General features: G+C 38.4%; 13 protein-coding genes and 3 pseudogenes. 9 read left to right on the plus strand and 7 right to left on the minus strand.

Annotated features, from left to right (window positions below; translation table 11 throughout):
* Positions 1-96: 96 nt before the first annotated feature.
* From V4P57_RS05890 to V4P57_RS05900, 3 genes and pseudogenes are all read right to left on the minus strand, one after another.
* Positions 97-537 carry a PRC-barrel domain-containing protein gene (locus V4P57_RS05890; RefSeq protein WP_455465664.1) on the minus strand — a complete coding sequence of 147 codons (441 nt, stop codon included), beginning with the start codon at positions 535-537 and terminating at the stop codon, positions 97-99.
* Positions 538-649: 112 nt separating this feature from the next.
* Positions 650-1,414: pseudogene (locus V4P57_RS05895) on the minus strand (cytochrome c1).
* A pseudogene (locus tag V4P57_RS05900) lies at positions 1,408-2,382 on the minus strand (cytochrome b). Before V4P57_RS05900 ends, V4P57_RS05895 begins: the two co-directional pseudogenes overlap by 7 nt.
* A gap of 872 nt (positions 2,383-3,254) precedes the next feature.
* On the opposite strand from V4P57_RS05900, the gene V4P57_RS05905 reads away from it, so the two are divergent.
* A complete protein-coding gene (locus V4P57_RS05905; protein WP_455465665.1) occupies positions 3,255-3,731 on the plus strand; it encodes a tRNA (cytidine(34)-2'-O)-methyltransferase in 477 nt (158 codons plus the stop codon).
* Between the two features lie 31 nt (positions 3,732-3,762).
* On the opposite strand, the gene V4P57_RS05910 is transcribed toward V4P57_RS05905, so the two are convergent.
* Positions 3,763-5,016 carry a CCA tRNA nucleotidyltransferase gene (locus tag V4P57_RS05910; protein WP_455465666.1) on the minus strand — a complete coding sequence of 418 codons (1,254 nt, stop codon included), beginning with the start codon at positions 5,014-5,016 and terminating at the stop codon, positions 3,763-3,765.
* Positions 5,017-5,258: 242 nt separating this feature from the next.
* Between V4P57_RS05910 and V4P57_RS05915 the strand changes: the two genes are divergently transcribed.
* The 5 genes from V4P57_RS05915 to V4P57_RS05935 all read left to right on the plus strand — a co-directional run bounded on the left by V4P57_RS05915 (position 5,259) and on the right by V4P57_RS05935 (position 13,213).
* Complete coding sequence (locus V4P57_RS05915; RefSeq protein WP_455465667.1) at positions 5,259-6,290, plus strand: AAA family ATPase; 1,032 nt, start codon at positions 5,259-5,261, stop codon at positions 6,288-6,290.
* Complete coding sequence (locus V4P57_RS05920) at positions 6,291-7,202, plus strand: DUF58 domain-containing protein (protein WP_455465668.1); 912 nt, start codon at positions 6,291-6,293, stop codon at positions 7,200-7,202.
* Positions 7,199-10,006 carry a DUF4159 domain-containing protein gene (locus V4P57_RS05925; RefSeq protein WP_455465669.1) on the plus strand — a complete coding sequence of 936 codons (2,808 nt, stop codon included), beginning with the start codon at positions 7,199-7,201 and terminating at the stop codon, positions 10,004-10,006. Before V4P57_RS05920 ends, V4P57_RS05925 begins: the two co-directional genes overlap by 4 nt.
* Positions 10,003-12,099, plus strand: a complete 2,097-nt coding sequence (locus V4P57_RS05930) for a hypothetical protein (protein WP_455465670.1) — start codon at positions 10,003-10,005, stop codon at positions 12,097-12,099. The genes V4P57_RS05925 and V4P57_RS05930 overlap by 4 nt, the downstream gene beginning before the upstream one ends.
* Before the next feature lie 211 nt (positions 12,100-12,310).
* Positions 12,311-13,213 (plus strand): metallophosphoesterase family protein, encoded by a 903-nt coding sequence (locus V4P57_RS05935; protein WP_455465671.1) that lies wholly within the window; start codon positions 12,311-12,313, stop codon positions 13,211-13,213.
* Between the two features lie 343 nt (positions 13,214-13,556).
* Here V4P57_RS05935 and V4P57_RS05940 read toward each other — a convergent pair whose 3' ends face one another.
* Positions 13,557-14,465: a cation diffusion facilitator family transporter gene (locus V4P57_RS05940; protein WP_455465672.1), complete on the minus strand. Its 909-nt coding sequence runs from the start codon at positions 14,463-14,465 to the stop codon at positions 13,557-13,559.
* An 801-nt stretch (positions 14,466-15,266) separates the two neighbouring features.
* Here V4P57_RS05940 and V4P57_RS05945 point away from each other — a divergent pair.
* Positions 15,267-16,082: pseudogene (locus V4P57_RS05945) on the plus strand (TrmH family RNA methyltransferase).
* A gap of 47 nt (positions 16,083-16,129) precedes the next feature.
* Here V4P57_RS05945 and mnmA read toward each other — a convergent pair.
* Positions 16,130-17,362 (minus strand): tRNA 2-thiouridine(34) synthase MnmA, encoded by a 1,233-nt coding sequence (mnmA, locus tag V4P57_RS05950; protein ID WP_455465673.1) that lies wholly within the window; start codon positions 17,360-17,362, stop codon positions 16,130-16,132.
* Positions 17,363-17,697: 335 nt separating this feature from the next.
* On the opposite strand from mnmA, the gene sciP reads away from it, so the two are divergent.
* Positions 17,698-17,973, plus strand: a complete 276-nt coding sequence (gene sciP / locus V4P57_RS05955) for a CtrA inhibitor SciP (protein WP_455465674.1) — start codon at positions 17,698-17,700, stop codon at positions 17,971-17,973.
* Positions 17,974-18,107: 134 nt separating this feature from the next.
* Here the strand turns inward: sciP and V4P57_RS05960 are convergent, their stop codons facing one another.
* On the minus strand, positions 18,108-18,494 hold the full coding sequence (locus V4P57_RS05960) for a flagellar export protein FliJ (RefSeq protein ID WP_455465675.1): 387 nt from the start codon (positions 18,492-18,494) through the stop codon (positions 18,108-18,110).
* 566 nt (positions 18,495-19,060) lie between these two features.
* Between V4P57_RS05960 and ctrA the strand changes: the two genes are divergently transcribed.
* Positions 19,061-19,762: a response regulator transcription factor CtrA gene (ctrA, locus tag V4P57_RS05965; RefSeq protein WP_455465676.1), complete on the plus strand. Its 702-nt coding sequence runs from the start codon at positions 19,061-19,063 to the stop codon at positions 19,760-19,762.
* The last annotated feature ends 6 nt before the right edge of the window (positions 19,763-19,768 follow it).

Raw genomic sequence — 19,768 nt, forward strand, 5'->3', positions numbered from 1 at the left:
ATCTCAATGTTTCATCTTGAAAGCTTTGCACAAAAAAACGGTGCCACCATATATCATGATAGCACTGCTCTCTCGATAGAGAATAAAAATATGAAATTAACGTGTCCAACGTCCTTCGTATTTAAATGTTGGAGCTTCCTTTAAAGAATCCTTTGTTGCATTTGTAATAAGTTTCCATTTACCATAATCATTTATCATCTGGATTGTTTCTGGAGAAACGACCACATAACTCTCCCCTATCCCAAGGAAACCACCAACAGCAACAACAAAACCCGCAATATTATTTTCACGCAGAATAATATCTTTTACTTCACCAATATTCTCATCGTCTATATTGTATACATTTGCACCAATAAGGCTTGAAGCGACAAAATCCGTTGCTAAAGGTGTAACATAACGCACAGACATATCTGAACCCACCCGTACAGTACCTGTTGAAGAAATCATTTCAGGTTTAGAGGGTACTGCGAAAGACTGAGCATAAGTACTATAAACCATCAAAACTGATATAAGAGTAGTACATGCAATTTTCTTCATTTTAACATCTCCGTTTTTACTTTGCTTTTATTTTACAAAACTCAATGCATCATGATCAGATTTGTTCCATACTCTTTCAAAACCAGTACCCTAACTTAACCTTTTCTTTTTCTCAGTCTTTCGTCTTCTCTCCCAATTTTTTTCTAAACCACGCTAGATACGAACTTTTAAAATATAAACAAGCGCTCCCAAAATAACGAAAAATAAGATAACATAAAAACCGGTTTTTTTACGAATCTCCATGTGAGAATCTGAAGCCAACACCAAAAAAGCAGAGACATCGCGCGCATATTGTTCAACTGTTTCTGGTGCCCCATCCTCATAGGAAACAACACCATCACTTAATGGAGGCGCCATAATCAAAGAATCACTTGCAATAAAATAAGGATTATACCAATAACCCCTAGCAATTTTCATATTTTCTGGTGCCTTCTGATATCCTGTTAAAAGAGCTGTAATATAATCTGGACCCGCCGTATTGTAATGAGTCAATACATCGGAAATAACAGCAGGAAATGGCAAAGATATGACGCATGCCCGTGCTATCAATGAGAGATTTGGAGGATAAGCATCATTAAGAACAATCTCACTTCTTCTTCATTACCAAAGGGAGAAGGAAAGCTGTCTGTTGCAATACCAGCGCGTTTAAAAAATTTTCCTTCTCGATTAGGACCATTACTCATTTCATATTGCTTAGCAAAAGCTTTAATCTGTTCCCAATCATAGCCTAGCGCTTTTAAATCATGAAAAGCTACATATTTTAGCCCATGAAAACTGGAACAAACTCTTCTTTTTTATCAGAGAGATTACTCGCAACACTCCAAAAAGGAAAGCTTATCATCGCTATAACAATCAATCTAATAACAGCATTCACCATAGTTTATTTTCTTCTATTTCATATCTTCAGTAATTGAAGAAGGAAGAGAACGCCACTTTTCAAAAGTAGGTAAAATCGGCAAAACAATCAAAAAGAATATAAAATAATAAGCTGTAGCCAATTGCGTCTATGAAAGAATGCTATCATTAATTTCTCTTGACTCCAGCCAACAAGGAAAAACAACATCAACAATGAATGCCCAAAAGAAAATACTATAATAGGTCGATATCTTGTGGAGCATATTTTAGAGCGATCTAACCATGGAACAAAAATCAAAACAAAAACCGAACCAACTAATAGAATAACGCCCACAAAAGTTGATGAAAGAGTACCAATATTAAACGTTATAGCACGAAGCATAGCATAAAAAGGCAAAAAATAATGGAAAACATAAAAATGATTAAGCGTCGGTTGCCCTACGCTATAACCACCAAGAAGTGCCTCATGCAACCACCTCCCCACCAAAGGAATAGCTTTAAAAGACCCGCAACCACTGAAGCCGCTGAAACAGACATCATCCCCCAAACCAGCACATAACCAAAAAATGCTATTGCCATCATAATTATATGGATAAAAATACCCGTGACCCGAACCATTTCTCGCATATTTTTATAAGAACCATAATAAAGTTCGCGCGCTAAATGAATATAAACAGCATAAAAAAGAATGAAAATCCTACAGAATGCCATGGGCGAGAAAGCCAACCACACTGTCCCTCATGCCTAAATCGTTCACCAGTTTCAAAAGCCAAATGAACACCTGGCACGTAGTGCAGTGCCAAAACAATGCCAGTCAAAAGCTATGACAAAAGCATAACGGTCAAAATACCGCCAAATGTATAAAAGTAATTCAGATTACGTGGAACAGGAAAAAGAACAAATGCATTGTAAAAAACGGGGAAGAGGCAAACGTCTATCAAACCAACGGGCAAGAGCACTTTTAGGAAAATAAGGAGGAAATTTTGTCATCACCTTATTCTATCCTCATTCTATCCTCAGCAAAATATAAGAAAGGAATCGGTAAGGCGGGTATGCCTCAAAGCGTTCTTTTACCATACCCTCCTCCATCGCACAATCCCTGATTATTCAGTTTCCTAAACCATACAAAATACCTCGAGAAAAGCTTTTTACCATTTATGTAATTTATTTTCTCTCCAAAAAAACTTATAGCCCTCACTCTAGAAAATAGTGCTTATTCTCCCCCATTTTTCATGCTTCCCATCCTCAATACCCTCACCTATAAGGTAATATCAGTAGATATATTATCAACTATTACTATGCTGCTTATTGTAAAGACTAGGAATTCCTTTGGCTCAAGCAACATTCTAACCACCAATTCACTGGACACAAAAGTCTTTATGCGTAGGAATAAGATTTATACAGAACTCTTTTACAAACAAAACTTAAATTTTGCCTTCAATTTGCCTTAGCACTTCATCGAAATCATACAGTTTTGACTATATTGATATTGGTAAAAAAGTGATAAAATCCTATTTTTTAGCCGGCGCCATCCCCCACTATCTTTATCACCAATAAAGCTCTCACTCTGATAAGATTCACTCATATGCCGTAAAACTTTGCGAACAAAGTAGTCCTGAGCACCCTCTAAAGAAAATATATTTTCACAATAACTTATATCCATATTAAAATACATTGATGATTGTCATCTTTCATTGTTTCCTTTCTGCGCATCTCATAATAAACTTGGGAACATAACTTCCTCCTAAAATACAGAATAAAGGACAGTTAAACGAAAAAACTCTATGTTTCTCAATTATACTTTTTGAACAAGCAATAGAACTTCTTTACAAACACGAAGAAAAAAACATACTATAGAGCATATGACACTTCATATTGCTCTTTTTCAACCTGATATTGCTGGTAATACTGGAACAATTTTGCGTCTTAGCGCCTGTTTCGGTTTACATATACACATTATTGAACCAGCAGGTTTTAATCTGTCAGACCGCAATCTTAAACGAGCAGGATTGGATTATCTCGAATATGCTTCACTAGAGCGACACATTGATTGGCAACATTTTATACGTGCTATGAAACATTTTAACCGTCGTCTTTTGCTTTTAAGCACAAAAGCAGAAACATGCTATACGCAAATATGCTATCAGAAAAATGATGTTTTACTTTTTGGTCGTGAATCGGCAGGAGTTCCTGATTATGTTCATGAATCCGTTGATTGTGCATTGAAAATTCCTATGCAACCACATGCACGTTCTTTAAATCTGGCAATGAGCGTAGCCATAACGGCAGGAGAAGCGCTTCGCCAAATTGGTTATAATGAAAAAAGAGAAACTTTATAAAAAAGTACAAAGCTTCTTTATAAAACCCATATTATGAATTAATTTTTTCTAATAATGCCTTACGATCCATTAAAAATCCACTTTCAACCCATATCATTTCCAGCTCTTTGAGCTTTTCTCCCAAAAGTAGCCCTCTAGACAAACCTTTCTTCATCAAATCCGTACCATTAACAGGAAAAGTAGGAATCTGCCATTTTTGAGCAATCTGATAAAGCCTCCCATAACTTTCTGCTTTCTGCAAAGCTTCATCTTCTTCTAGGGTAGCAACATGTGCTGCTGCCACGCACAAGGATAATTGATCTAAAACCGGTTGACGACCATGAAAATAAATCAGTTTTTGCACAAAACCATCTGAACAATTTTGGTTAATCATTTTTAACTCTGCCCATTCCCTTAATCGCGTTTCTTCCTTATTAGATAGACGCAAACGCTGTGCCATTTCATGAAGGCGTATAGGATCAGGAGGGAGAAGACTTTCCAGCCGTAACAACGGATCGATTTTCCAACCAAAAGCCTGTTCTGCTTTCACCAATGAGTAAATTCCATCAATGCCCCATTTTTCTGTTTCAGGAAAAATGTGTGTCAAAATTCTACTTTGACGCATCCATAAAAGAGCACGTGTTGGATCTGAAGCCATGAGAATTTTTTTCATCTCTCCCCAAATACGCTCAGAGGAAAGTTTTCGCAGACCATTTTTTAAGCGAACACACGCTTTTAATCCTTGTGCGTCAGGTCGCCCTGCTCCATACCAAGCAAAAAAGCGAAAAAACCGCAAAATACGTAAATAATCTTCGCGAATGCGATTTTCTGCAATACCGATAAAACGCACTGTTCGGCGAGCAATATCATTCAAACCTCCTACGTCATCATAAAGGCGGCCAACAGCATCACAATAAAGCGCATTAATCGTAAAATCTCGCCGTTCAGCATCTTTTTTCCAATCACGCCCAAAGATCACTTTTGCATGACGACCATCCGTTTCAACATCAGAGCGAAGCGTTGTTATCTCATAAGAACATGACTGCGAAACTACAGTCACTGTACCAAACGCAATACCTGTAGGAATAACTTTAAATCCTGCTTCTTCTGCACGCACTATGACCTGTTGCGGCAAACAAGTTGTAGCAATATCAATATCACTAATAGGCAGCTCTAACAGCTGATTGCGCACTGCTCCCCCCACAATACGCGCTTCTTCACCATTCACAGACAAAACGCGAAGAAGTGTTTGGATATCACTATGCTGCAACCATTTAACTTGTTTGAAATTTTGCCTTATAATCACCCTCTAACCCTTCAAAAATTATCCTCGTTGCCTTAAATAGATATTCTTACAAAAACATTATTTTCATACATCCCCTTGTGCAAGACACTTGTTTTCTTCAAATGGAGTGCTCTGTGTGGGTGAATAATAAAAAACAACATATTAGACTTCTTTTCTTTTCATTTTCTGCTACAAATCATAAAATATTCATTATCATACAAAGAAAATTATCGATTTTGCGACAAACGCCTTAAGGAAGAAATATGAGTCAACATGATACATCATCCAATTCTCTTAAAAAGGCCAATATCAATGATGATGCCCAAATGATCATTGATGATATTGATGCGGTATACAAAGAGTTGAATATTCTACAACAAGAAATTGACAAAGTTATTTTTGGACAAAATCATGTGATTGAATATGCTTTAATAGCTATTTTTTCTGGTGGGCATGCCCTTCTTGTCGGTGCTCCAGGACTTGCTAAAACACGTCTTGTTGAAACTTTGGGAACAGTATTAGGGCTTGATGAAAAACGCATTCAATTTACCCCTGATTTAATGCCATCAGACATTATTGGTTCTGAAATTATGGATTCAGATAAAAACGGTAAACGTTATTTCCGCTACGTTCAAGGCCCTATTTTTACCCAACTTCTCATGGCTGATGAAATCAATCGTGCTTCTCCTCGGACCCAATCAGCTCTTTTACAAGCCATGCAAGAATATCATGTCACCGTTGCTGGTACCCGTTATAATTTACCACAACCCTTTCATGTGCTTGCAACCCAAAATCCTCTTGAACAAGAAGGGACCTACCCACTTCCTGAAGCACAACTGGATCGCTTTTTGATGCAAATTGATATTGACTATCCTGATATAACCACAGAACGGCGTATCATTTTAGAAACGACAAAAGAAAAAAAACAAAAGGCAAAACCAATTTTATCAACCCAAAAACTACAAAAAATTCAAAAGATCGTTCGTAAAATACCTCTCTCAGAAAATATTGTCGAAGCGATTTTAAAACTCGTCCGTTTGGCACGCCCTTATAAAGGCAACACTCTTGCAAACACCTATGTTGCTTGGGGTCCTGGTCCAAGAGCATCACAAGCGCTTTCACTTTGTGTTCGCGCCCGCGCGCTTTATTATGGTCGTTTAGCTCCCTCACTTGATGATGTTGAAGCATTGGCTTATCCCGTCTTACAACACCGCATGGCACTCAATTTTTCTGCACGTGCTGAAGATATAACCGTAAAAGATATTATCAACAATCTCATGAAAGACGTTCTCTAAATGGCTATTGGAAAAAAAGTTTCGCCAAAGCCCCCAATGTCACTTACTGCTAAGCTGCATGAAGATGCTGCAAAAATGCCGTATCTTCTTTTACAAGCACGTAAGATCGCCAATACAGTAATAACTGGATGGCATGGACAACGTAAACGGGGTGGCGGGGAAAATTTTTGGCAATTTCGTCCTTATATTGAGGGAGAATCTATTACACGTATTGACTGGCGTCGCTCAGCACGTGACGAGCACACCTACCTACGTGAACACGAATGGCAAGTGACACAAACAGTTTGGCTTTGGCCTGATCAAACTGCATCTATGCATTACTGTTCGCGTTTTTCCAAAATCTCTAAAAGTGATTATGCCATCATTCTTACCCTTGCATTGGCATCACTGCTTGCACATAGCGGCGAACATATTGCTATCCCCACCTTAATGCCTCCCACAATGGCAACCAATGTAATAGAACGCATAGCGCTAGCTTTGGAAAATAATCAAAGTGAAAATCCACTTCCAAATTTTTCCACTATTACGCGTTTTTCACACGCCATCATAATAAGCGATTTTCTTGATCATCCTGAAAATATCATCCAAGATTTAACCATTTTATCGACAAAACAGGTCACAGCTCACTTAATTGAAATTGCTGATCCTGCAGAAGAAAACTTTCCTTACAAAGGTCATATAGAATTTTTTGATCCCGAAACAAAAGAAAAGCATATTTTTGGAAAAGCAGAAAATCTTCGTGAACACTATTGCAAACTCTATCAAGCAAGGCGACAAGAATTAGCAAACTTTTGCTCACGCCAAGGATGGACCTATCATGTAAGTACAACAAACCAGTCTTTTACAGAAGCCATTTTGCATCTCGCAAACAAAATGGGGAGCTCACCATCTTACAGTAGGAGGTTTCCTTGAGTTTTTCTGCTCCCCTACTTTTACTAGGACTTTTATCTCTACCAATCATTTGGTGGCTATTGCGAATAACACCTCCATCCCCGCGTAAAGAACTCTTTCCTCCTTTGCGCTTTCTTCAAAAACCAACCAATCAGCAGGAAACCGCAAACCACACGCCTTGGAGGTTACTGTTATTACGCTTAACCATAGCAGCGCTTATTATTATTGCGTTGGCGCGACCTACTTGGAATCAAAAACCAATTATACTTTCCGGCTCTCAACCACTTGCGCTCATTATTGACAATGGATGGGCGTCTACAAGAGAATGGAAAAAGCGCATTTCTATTGCCGAAACCCTCCTTGCACAAGCAGAAAAACACCAAAAAGATATTTATTTTCTTACGACAGCTGAAAATGACACCTCAAATATAGGACCTCTCCCTGCGGAAGTCATAAAACAACATTTAATGCAATTACAACCACGTCCATGGCCTGTCAACCGTATGCATGCACTAGAAAAACTGATTGAAATAACCAAAGGTAAACCTCTTGATATTGCTTACTTAAGTGATGGATTAAAAACAGATGCAGATGATCAAACTTTCGCTCTTATTGAACAATTAAAACCCAAAGCATTCTTATGGTACTTAGCTGATATTTCCGATTTAATTGGCATAACAGCCATAGAAAATAATAATGGAAACATGGCAGTGCGCGTTATCCGTCCAACAACACGCGGCGAAACTCCCGTTACACTGAACTTTTATGATTCAAAAAATCAACTTCTCGGACGATTTACGACAAACTTCGCTGCGGGAGAAACAACAGCGCTTGTTCCTTTTAATGTACCACTTGAACTGCACAATGATATCGCCTGGATAAAAATCAACAACCAAGCCCACGCTGCTGCTACCTTCTTAGTGGACAGCCATAAGAGAGTAAACCGTGTTGCTCTCCTCTCACCAAATACTAATGAAATGGCACAGCCTTTGCTTTCTCCATTTTACTACATTATCAAAGCATTACAAGGATATACACAGCTTATAACAGCGAGCGGAAGAGAACTTTCAACTGATCTTGATCACTTGCTCAAACAAAATCCTTCTGTTTTTATTATAGGTGACATTGTAAACATGTCAAAAGAAGCAGAAAAAAAACTGTCTGACTTTGTAAACAAAGGAGGAACACTCATCCGCTTTGCAGGAGAAAACTTAAGTACCGCAGAACACTATGATAGTCTACTTCCGGTGCCACTGCGCCAGGGTCAACGTTTGCTTGGCAGTATTATGTCTTGGACGAAACCACAAAAACTTGCACCATTTGCAAAAAATAGCTTATTCTTTGATCTTCCTTTTCCAGAAGATGTCACTATCTCACGCCAAATTCTAGCAGAGCCAAGCCCAGATCTTTTTGAAAAAACGTGGCTTAGTCTTTCTGATGGAACACCCCTCATTACAGCAACTCATCGCGGCAAAGGAACACTCATTCTTATTCATATTGCTCCAGATCCCACATGGTCAAATCTTCCTCTTTCTGGTTTTTTTGCGCAAATGTTGCAAAAACTGATCACATTAAGTGCCTATGAAAACACAAATCCAACACACATAAAGAAAGAAACAACAATACAAAATCCTTGGCGAACAATGACCGCTGAAGGACAATTACAAACACCTCCCTCTTATGTTGTTCCACTGATCCTTGATGCCCAAAATCTACCCCGTCCCTCCTATCTTACTCCGCCTGGGCTCTACGGTGTAAAAAATAGTTTTTATGCACTCAATCTCTTAAATCATTCATCACATTTGATGAAACAATCGTCATTGCCATCCTCCTTAAAAGGAAGTCCTTTATCTTACGATACAAAAGAAAAACACCTTATTGGCCCACTTTTAGGATTAGCCATGTTATTATTTTCCTTTGACAATTTCCTTATTTTATGGAGGGGAAACGCTTTTTCTCTTAACCGACGACGCAATATGCTCCTCTTTTTATCCCTTATAATAAGTTTCATTGCCTTTTTTCTATATAATTCAATAGTTCATGCGCAAGGTACAGAAAATAATGATGAAACTATAATACAAGCAGCTGGCGCAACACATCTTGCTTACGTTATCACACATAACCATGAAATTGATACAACCAGCAAAAGTGGTCTAGAAGCACTCAGCCGATTTATCGCAGAACGTACAATGCTCTCGCCAAGCTCCGTGATAGCTCTTGATCTCGATAAAGATGAACTCGCCTTCTATCCTCTAATTTACTGGCCAATTGATGTTAACAGTTCTATACCAACACAAAGGAGCCTTGAAAAAATAAATAGCTTTATGAAACACGGAGGCACAATTTTATTTGACACGCGTGATCAGATAAATACCAACCTTAATCTTGAAGGAGATGCCACTCCTGCCACACAAAGATTACGGATCATCTTAAAAGGATTAAACATCCCAGCTATTGAGCCCGCATCAACTGATCATGTCATTGCGCGTTCTTTTTATATCATGCCAGATTTCCCTGGTCTCTACCGTGGTTCACCTTTGTGGGTTGAATCATCATCAATGAATAAAAAAAACAAAAATCCTTTTGCTACCGGTGATAATGTAAGTTCTCTCCTGATTACCGGAAATAACTTTGCTGGTGCTTGGGCACTGGATGAAAAAGGCATGTGGAAATACCCCCTTATTCCCAATGATCCAATGCAACGCCTCTGGGCATTTCGTGCAGGATTAAATATAGTTATCTATGTGCTTACAGGAAACTATAAAGCTGACCAAGTTCATGTTCCCGCACTTTTAGAACGCTTTAAAAGAGAAAGAAAGCAATGATACCATTCTTTACTTTTCAGCCTTTCTTGCCTCTTTCTTGGATTTTCTTCTTAGGGGGAATATCCACTATTTTTGTCATTATCGGCCTTTTTACACAGCGTAAAGGATCTTTATTACGTCTCATGGCATTGGCGTCTCTCATCCTTGCTGCGCTTAATCCAATGATTATAAGGGAGCAGCGCGAACCACTTAAAAGCACGGTAGGCATTGTTATTGATCGCAGTAAAAGCCAAACATTTGGTACACGTACAAATGATAGTGATGAAGCACGGATGCAATTAATCGATGCATTGGCTCATTATCCACAATTTGAACCACGCTTTATTGAAGCTGGAAAACTTGCTGATAATCAATATGCTCCCTCAACAAATTTGTTTCATGCTTTAACCCAAGCAACATCTGATATCCCATCATCTCGTTATGCAGGTACAATTTTTATCACCGATGGACAAGTGCATGACATTCCTTACATTTCAGACCTTCATCATAAAGCACCCATCAATGCTCTCATAACAGGAAGGTCAGATGAATTTGACCGCCAAATCAAAATTATTTCTCCCCCTCGTTTTGCCCTTATTAATAAACCACAAACGCTCTCCATCTTGGTAGAAGATAAAGGACACTTCCAAGAATCTCTACCAACGCAAGCAAATATTACTGTGAGCATTAATGGACAAGAAGTTGGTCATTATTCTGTGACCCCTGGTGTCATTTTCCAAACTGAAATCAGCCTTCCTCACGCTGAAAAAAATATCATTCAAGTTTCCACCGATGTGCACAAAGGTGAATTAAGCTTTGAAAACAACCACGCTATAGCTATTATTGAAGGCATTAGAGAAAATTTGCGTGTCCTTCTTATTTCAGGTGCGCCTTACAATGGTGAACGAACATGGCGTGATCTTTTGAAAGGTGACTCTAATATAGATCTTGTTCATTTTACCATTTTGCGTCCTCCCAACAAAGCAGATAATACACCATCAAGCCAATTATCACTTGTGGTCTTCCCCACAAGAAAGCTCTTTGTTGAAGAGATTGATAATTTTGATCTTGTCATTCTTGATGGCTATCAACATTCTGCTGTTTTCCCATTAATCTATTATGATTATATCGCTCAGTATGTACAAAAGGGCGGTGCGTTACTGATAGTAACAGGACCAGAGTTTACCAAAGAAAATTCACTGGCAAAAACACCTTTAATAAGCATTCTCCCCGCATTACCCAATGGTGTTATTATTCAAAAGCCTTTTCGACCCACATTAACCAAAGAAGGTGAACGTCATCCTGTCACAAGAGATCTTGCAACGCCTACCTATCCAGCATCTCGGTGGGGAAGATGGCTACGACAAATTGCCATTCAAAACATACACAAAGGCACGACTCTGATGAAAGGTGCTGATGAACAACCACTTTTACTTCTTTCCCATATTGATAAAGGCCGTGTAGGCATGCTACTTTCCGACGAAAGTTGGCTTTGGGCAAGAGGTTTCGAAGGTGGAGGTCCTTATGCCGCTCTTTATCGCCGAATTGCCCATTGGCTTATGAAAGAACCAGAACTTGAAGAGGAAAAATTAAGTGCTACCAGCAACCATCATCGTTTAACAATTCGTCGCCAAACACTCAAAGATCATCCAGAACCAGCCTATATAACCTTTCCCTCTGGAAAAAAAGAAAATATCACCCTCACAAAAGAGCAAGAAGGAGTCTTTACAACAGCTATTAATACCGATGAAACGGGAATTTTCAGCATCAAAAATGGCGATTTAACAGCATTTTCTTCTGTAGGCACACTTGATAATCTCGAATTGTTTGATTTAATTTCAACGAAAGAAAAACTAGCCCCTATCAGTAAACACACCGGTGGATACACCGTGCGTCTACGCGAAAAAGGAAAAGAAGGTGTTAATCTTCCTCCACTCAAACTAATTCAATCGCAAACAAGCTCAACATCTCCTCTTGCCCATTCAATTGTTTTGAAAGAAGCAACACAGACCCGTTTAATTAACAGTGTCTATTTTTCGATCTTTTCTGGAATCTTTGCACTACTTTCTTGTCTTTTACTGTTGAACAGCACGTGGTATCGTGAAAGCCGTTAAGAACTCTTAAGAATTGATACCACGATCTTGCAATCGTGCGCATCCTACAGAAAAATAAATAACAATACGATGTGTTATGCTGTCTTTTTTCATTAAAAAACCAATAAAATATAAATTTCCGATTATTTCTTGATTTTATAATTCTCTTTTGCCTCAAAAGTGCACTAGCTTGTCTATACTATTTTTTGTTGCTTAAATCGTTTTCAACGCTATGCTAATGTCTATGTTTTATCTTGCTCATATATCGGATGTGCATCTTTCCCCCCTACCACAACCTTCCTTATTTGAACTTTGTGGAAAGCGTCTTACCGGCTATCTTAATTGGCAAAGAAAACGTAAAGATCAAATGGCAACAAATGTCCTAGAAACTTTAATGGATGCCTTGAAAAAGATAAATCCTGATCATCTTGTAATCTCTGGTGATCTTGTCAATCTTGCTCTTGATAAAGAATTTGAACAAGCACACAATTGGTTGCTTAACCAAGGAAAGCCTCAAAATATTTCTTTAACATTTGGCAATCATGACGCCTATGTCCGTGGAGCATTGCAAAAAGCTTGCACTCTTTTCCAGCCTTGGATTACAGGTGATTTTCCTCAAAAAAATGCTCTTCCCTTCCCTTATATGCGCATTCGCAGTAATGTCGCCATTATAGGTGTCTCTTCGGCTATTGCTACACCACCTTTTCAAGCTTCTGGTTATTTTGGCAAAAAGCAAGCACAAACTTTATCACAACTTTTAAACGAGGCTGCAATGCGCAATCTTTTTCGTATCGTCATGATACATCATCCCCCCTTTTATCATGCAACCGCTTGGCATAAAAAGTTATGGGGCATCGAGCGTTTTCTAGGCATCATCAAACGTCACGGCTGTGAACTCGTTCTTCACGGACATACCCATCTTCCCACATTGAATAGTGTTAAAGGAACAACGGGAAAAATTCCTGTTGTTGGTGTTGCTTCTGCATCACAAGCTTTTGGTGATAAAAAACCGCCCGCGGGTTTCAACTTATTCGCCATTGAAAGCGAAAACCTTCAATGGAGCTGCCAATTGCAACGATATAGTCTTATCAATCAAAAAAATGAAATAGCGTGTACTGAAACAATTAACCTTTAAATATCTCGTCAGAACATCTCAAAGTTGCAAAAATAATGAAAATAATTTTTGGGCTCATATCCTTCTATTTCTTCATTACCCCAAAAGAGGTAGATTCCTAACTGCAAATCTGATAACAGAGTGATTGATTTCGAATGCGTTCCATCTACTAACCACTTATATAATTCACTTCACAAGCTTACCGAAAAAGTCCTGCCCTGAATATCCAGTTCAACTTTATTTTTTGCTTAGTTGATGCAAAAAATGAGACCAGACACAGGTGAGCATTATATTTTTAATAAGCATGAATGTGTCTTATCTCACCATCTTCAAGCACAATATTTACGCACCTACAGAGAATTTTTTATATAAAAGGTATCACCGTTGTACCTAGGGGCAATTTCGCCTCATCTTCAGGCTCAATGTGAATAGAAATACGCACATTATCAAATTCTTTTTGAAGAACAGCTTCAATTTTATCGCAAATCTGATGTGCTTCTCCTACCGACATTGCTGCGGGTACAACCAAATGAAACTCTATAAAAGTGACTCTACCAGCAACACGCGTAAGCAAATCATGGACTTCAAGCGCACCATGTGCATTTGAAGAAATAAGTTCACGAATCCGCATAGTTTCATTCAATTCAACTCCAACATCCATTAGCCCTTGAACGGCACTGCTAATCACCTTCCACCCCTGCAAAAGAATATTAACGGCAACAATTATTGCTAAAATCGGATCCAAGATGCCCCATCCACCCACGAATCCAGCCACCAAACCAATTAAAATGGCAAGAGAAGTAAAAACATCTGTTATGAAATGCACTCCATCAGCTTTAAGAGCTGGTGAACGGTGAATTTTTCCCTGCCGGATCAGAATCCAACCCCACATGTAATTTATGACACTTGCACCAAGATGCATAACGATCCATATCCCAGGTTTTTGCAATAATTTAACGGTCGAAAGAGCTATCCAGGCTTCTCTTAAAATGATAATTGCCGCTACAATGATGAGGATTCCTTCAAGAATCGCAGAAAAATATTCCGCTTTATGATGTCCAAAAGGATGATCATGATCCGCCGGCTTCATACTGACTTTAACAGCCCACCATGCCGCCAATGCAGCAAGTATATTTACGATTGATTCCAATGCATCAGAATAAAGTGCAACAGAATCAGTGATGTAATATGCCCAATATTTCAAAGCAAAAACCGTACAAGCAACGAAAATAGAGTATAAAGTTAAGCTTTGTATATTGATTTTTACAGCCATATCTATACCCTCTTCTTCACTCAATAAGGAATAATACTTTCACCCGTATACCTTATGATATTTTTGACATACCACCAATATCTCTTCAATATCACAGAAGCTTCACAATACAATGAACAATGCACAGAGCCCTACCATTGTTATTGCAACAACTGTTCAGCTATACGATATAATATAACAAATAAAGTAATGCAGATATGACGCAAACAATAAAAATAAAGCTCTAAGAGAAATTAAATATATGGCCCTGATTATCAATAAATTTTTGAGCAGCGTAACGCTGCTACATCCCTACAATTGAAAAAACACCTGTTTTTTCTCAAATGCAGCATATTTCCACGCCATCATTCAATTTTCTATGAGCATCAAACCAGTAAATATATCAGTATAATTGCACATAGCAAAAAATATCGCTTAAGCATTCTGCTGTAATCTTACACCTTAACTGTCTTCAAAAAACACAACTGCTAAAACAACAATCATCTTCAGGAACAAAGAAAAAAGAAAATGCCCCCACAAAACAAAAAAAGAATCTGGGCATTGGGGACCCAGATTCTTTTCCCTTAACAACTAAGGGTATGCAGGGCATAGGAAATAGCGGGGACCTAAAACCCTGCACCCGATGTAAAAACAAAATACATTGTCCTGCACTCGGTATTTTTATACTATACCTATAGTTGTATTATGTCAATACAAATTCTACTATAGATTTTAAAATAATAAAATTTTTTATCTTTTTCTTCAAAATAAAGTAAATATTTAACATCTAGTAATTTAAAAAAAGAGTACTAAAAACCCCGTATACATTCGAATATTACACCAATCTACGAAACTAATGATACACGTCTGAAAGATTGTCATAATATTCGTGAAAAAGATCTTGTTGGACGACAACATCAGTTTATTGCTGAAGGCAAAGTAATATTGTCAACATTGCTGCATCCGAAAGAGTTTTTTGCTCTCTCACTGCTCATGGTGAATGAACGCCTTCCTAGACTTATGCCCCTTTTAGAGAAAACACAACCAACATGTCCCATTTACTGCGTTCCGCAAAAAATCATGGATAATATTGTGGGTTTCCATATTCATCGTGGTATACTCGATATCGGTAAACGCAAAACGCTCCCAGCATTACAAAATTTTTTACAAGATTTACCATAAAAAGCTTTGATTCTTGTTTTATGTAGTATTTCTAATCATGATAATATGGGTGCTATTTTTCGCAATGCAGCCGCTTTTGCCAATGATGGCATTATTGTTGATAAAACTTCATGCGATCCGCTTTACCGCAAATCAATCAGGGTTTTTGTGGTCGCAACACTCAAAGTACCCTATACGCAAAGCGCCAATATTGATAACATTTTAGAAACGCTAAATGATGCAAATTTTCATGCTTACGCGCTTTCCCCCTCTGCCCCACGCACTCTCAAGAAAGCAAAAAAAACAAAAAGGATAGCGCTTATTTTGGGAACAGAAGGTGATGGCTTGCCAGCCCATGTGCCACAAAAGTCAGAAACCTTACGTATTCTGATGGCTCACGGCTTTGACAGTCTCAATGTTTCCACAGCAACAGGTATTGCACTTGCACATTTTAGCGATTTTGATAAACTTTCCTAAAAATGATAACACCTTAAGTTGTAAACAATCCCACGAGGATATCATTTTCATTTATAAGAAGCGGTTGTTTTAAGCTCGGAAGCAACAGCAGCGTCTGTTTCCATATTGTACAAAACGCGCTTCAACATCACTTCAGTATCAGCAGCACGTTCTGAATGTGTCACAAATCCGCCCCCAAGAACTCGTGCTTCATTACCATTTCCATCATAAAGAACACAGGCTTGCCCTGGTGCGACAGCATTTTCACGTTCCAATAAGTCAACGGAAAAAATGCCCTCCTGATAATGTAAGCGAGCAAGATGTGGAGGGCGCGTTGAACGAACTTTTACAGCCACCTCGACACCATCGGAAGGAAAATTATCCAATGGCTCATCCCCAAGCCAATTTACATCACGTAAAAAAAGCTTATGTGTTTCCAACATTTCACGCGGGCCAACAATAACACGCGCATTTTCCACATCGAGATAAACGACATAAAGCGCTTCACCTGTCGCAACACCAATACCACGACGCTGACCAATAGTATAATGAACAATTCCCGAATGTTTTCCTAAAACCTGTCCATCGATATGCACGATAACCCCAGGATTAGCAGCTTCTGGACGCAATTTCGTGATAACATCAGAATACTTTCCTTGCGGAACAAAACAAATATCTTGGCTGTCATGCTTATTTGCAACAACAAAGCCCATTTCTGCTGCTATCTCACGAACACGTGCTTTTGGGAGGTCACCAAGTGGAAAACGCAAATAATCAATCTGCTCTTGTGTTGTTGCAAAAAGAAAATAACTCTGATCACGATCACTATCAAGAGGACGAAAGAGCGCCCGATGCGCACCATGGGGACGCGAACGAATATAATGCCCCGTCGCCAAAGCATCTGCACCTAATTCGCGCGCAGTTGCTAATAAATCAGCAAACTTAACAGTCTGATTGCATGCTACACACGGAACAGGAGTCTCCCCGTGTGCATAACTTTCTGCAAAAGGATCAATCACCGCTTCTCGAAATCGCTTTTCATAATCAAGAACATAGTGAGGTATCCCCAGTGTTTCTGCTACACGGCGTGCATCTTCAATATCTTGTCCAGCACAACACGCCCCCACCCGATGATGTGCTGCAGCACCATGATCATAAAGCTGCAGCGTAATCCCAATGACATTATACCCTTCTTTTTTCAAAAGTCCTGCAACAACCGACGAATCAACCCCACCCGACATTGCTACAACAACACGGGAATTCTCAGGTTTTCCTGGTAAATCAAGGCTGTTCAAAAACATGTAGTCATTCTCTAGTTAACAGACACCCATTAGTTAATGTTCTGATCCGTTATATTGTTTTTTTATTCTTTCCACAACCAGTAGCATTACTTTCTTTATAGTGGCTGCAAACAAAAAAAGAGTGATGGAAATAAGGCACAATGAAAATCCTTTTTGCTCTTTTAAAAAAACTTCTATAAAAACATTGTAATAAGCTCTTCACTCCATTTCAATTTGCCCCATATTTTTATATGTTGGTTTACTTTATTAATTTTTTCTTTCAATGTGTTTAGCTCTTTTTTAAATTTCATGTTTTATAAACGAATCAAGTCCTTGACTAAAGGTAGAGGATACGAATGACCAATTTTATAAAAACACAAATGAAATATGTTACTGGACCAGATGGAAATCCACTTACAATCGCCGATCTACCGCCAAAAACAACACGGCGCTGGGTGATCCGCCGCAAAGCTGAAGTTGTTGCGGCTGTTAGAGGTGGATTATTAAGTCTTGATGAGGCGTGTCAACGCTATACTTTGACAGTAGAAGAATTTCTTTCATGGCAAAGTTTGATCGATGAACACGGTTTAGCTGGATTACGGACAACCAGAATTCAACATTACAGGCATTAATTGCTATTGATAATGATTTGGTAACGGCTTTAAAATACTCCTAAAACAGCCAAACTTGATAAAAGTTTGGCTGTTTTATTGTGTTCTCAGCACAGAAGTATCTCAAAGAATTTATTTTCAAACTATGGATTTTATCATCCAGTCATTGAGCTCGAATGAATTACAACACTCTCATTATTTGCTGCTGCCTTCTTTTCCCGTTCCTCAAGAAGCTGTGCGTGTTGCAACTCTGTATTGACTTCATGGAGAGCAATTTCAGCATTTGTTTTTTGATTCTGCAAATCACGAATCGAATTTATAAGATTATCGCGCCTTTGCCGCACTGCACGGGCAAAAGTAGAATAAGCAAAATGATGGACATCATTGTTTCCAGATTTACGTTCTTCGTTTATAATTTGCGCTTCCAGTTCTAACACCATTCTCTCAAATTCTGCGATCATCATCTCAAGCTGTGCAATTTCACGACGCTTTCCACGCGCTTGAAACATTCTCAATCGCACCATACTCTCCCGTGGCTTCATACTTACTACTCCTCGATTACGCCAACTCAAAACTTGCATTCATGCTCTTTCATATACCTTTAGTTATAGCCTTTCTAACGAAAACCGTTCATTTTTTAACTTGCAAATACATTATCCGCCTTCCCTTAAAGTACCTGTGAACACAGCCTGCTTTAAAGAAATATAACCATTTCTTTACTTTTCACCTACACTATAGAGTGAGGAGGTTTAAAGCTCAGTAAATAAACACTGAAATTGTAAAAAAGTAATTTACAAAGAATCCTTTATAAGTTTTTTAAAATTAAGGTTAGTGGAAAAAGCACTTCATTTTTTCATTAATTAAAAAATACGCGATTTTTCTAAAATAATTTTATATCCTCTTTCAAAAATAAAAATATTTTGTTAACCACTATCATAGATAGTGAGTAGTTCAGTGGTGATTGTTGCGCGTACCGCTGAAATTTTCATAGACACTTTTATTAGAAGTGTTTGATTTCATGGGTTGTTTTTATCAACAGCGGTTTTACCAGCTGTTATAAAACAAGAGTGCTTCTTTTGATTCGAAGGAGCAAAGTGAGGGATCTAAAATGCGCGTATTATTAATTGAAGATGATAAAACAATGACTCAAAGTATCGAGTTAATGTTAAAGTCCGCAAACTTCAATGTCTATATCACTGATTTAGGTGAAGAAGGCATTGATTTAGGTAAGCTTTATGATTACGATATCATTTTGCTTGATCTGAATCTACCTGATATGTCAGGCTATGATGTCTTGCGAACCCTAAGATTGGCAAAAATAAAAACCCCTGTCCTCATTCTTTCCGGCATGAATGCCATTGAAGACAAGGTGCGTGGTTTTGGTTTTGGTGCGGATGATTATATGACAAAGCCATTCCATAAGGATGAGTTAATTGCGCGTATTCATGCAGTTGTTCGTCGCTCTAAAGGGCATGCACAATCGATTATTGTTACCGGCGATCTCACCGTTAACCTTGATGCAAAAACAGTCGAAGTTGCTGGACATCCCGTTCATTTAACTGGTAAAGAGTATCAGATGCTAGAACTTCTCTCTCTACGCAAAGGGACTACGCTCACCAAGGAAATGTTTCTCAATCATCTCTACGGTGGAATGGATGAACCAGAACTTAAAATTATCGATGTCTTTATCTGTAAACTGCGGAAGAAATTGGAAGCAATCTCTTCTCATGTAAATTACATTGATACAGTTTGGGGACGCGGCTATGTGTTACGTGATCCGGTCGAAGAAACCGTACGTAAAACCGCTTAAGCAGTG

The organism is Bartonella sp. B39, from assembly GCF_053795145.1.

Excerpts from the sequence above, each read along its gene's own strand:
- V4P57_RS05890 (WP_455465664.1), bottom strand. The coding sequence starts at position 537 with ATGAAGAAAATTGCATGTACTACTCTTATATCAGTTTTGATGGTTTAT.
- V4P57_RS05905 (WP_455465665.1), top strand. The coding sequence starts at position 3,255 with ATGACACTTCATATTGCTCTTTTTCAACCTGATATTGCTGGTAATACT.
- V4P57_RS05915 (WP_455465667.1), top strand. The coding sequence starts at position 5,259 with ATGAGTCAACATGATACATCATCCAATTCTCTTAAAAAGGCCAATATC.
- V4P57_RS05920 (WP_455465668.1), top strand. The coding sequence starts at position 6,291 with ATGGCTATTGGAAAAAAAGTTTCGCCAAAGCCCCCAATGTCACTTACT.
- V4P57_RS05930 (WP_455465670.1), top strand. The coding sequence starts at position 10,003 with ATGATACCATTCTTTACTTTTCAGCCTTTCTTGCCTCTTTCTTGGATT.
- V4P57_RS05935 (WP_455465671.1), top strand. The coding sequence starts at position 12,311 with ATGCTAATGTCTATGTTTTATCTTGCTCATATATCGGATGTGCATCTT.
- V4P57_RS05940 (WP_455465672.1), bottom strand. The coding sequence starts at position 14,465 with ATGGCTGTAAAAATCAATATACAAAGCTTAACTTTATACTCTATTTTC.
- mnmA (WP_455465673.1), bottom strand. The coding sequence starts at position 17,362 with ATGTTTTTGAACAGCCTTGATTTACCAGGAAAACCTGAGAATTCCCGT.
- sciP (WP_455465674.1), top strand. The coding sequence starts at position 17,698 with ATGACCAATTTTATAAAAACACAAATGAAATATGTTACTGGACCAGAT.
- V4P57_RS05960 (WP_455465675.1), bottom strand. The coding sequence starts at position 18,494 with ATGAAGCCACGGGAGAGTATGGTGCGATTGAGAATGTTTCAAGCGCGT.
- ctrA (WP_455465676.1), top strand. The coding sequence starts at position 19,061 with ATGCGCGTATTATTAATTGAAGATGATAAAACAATGACTCAAAGTATC.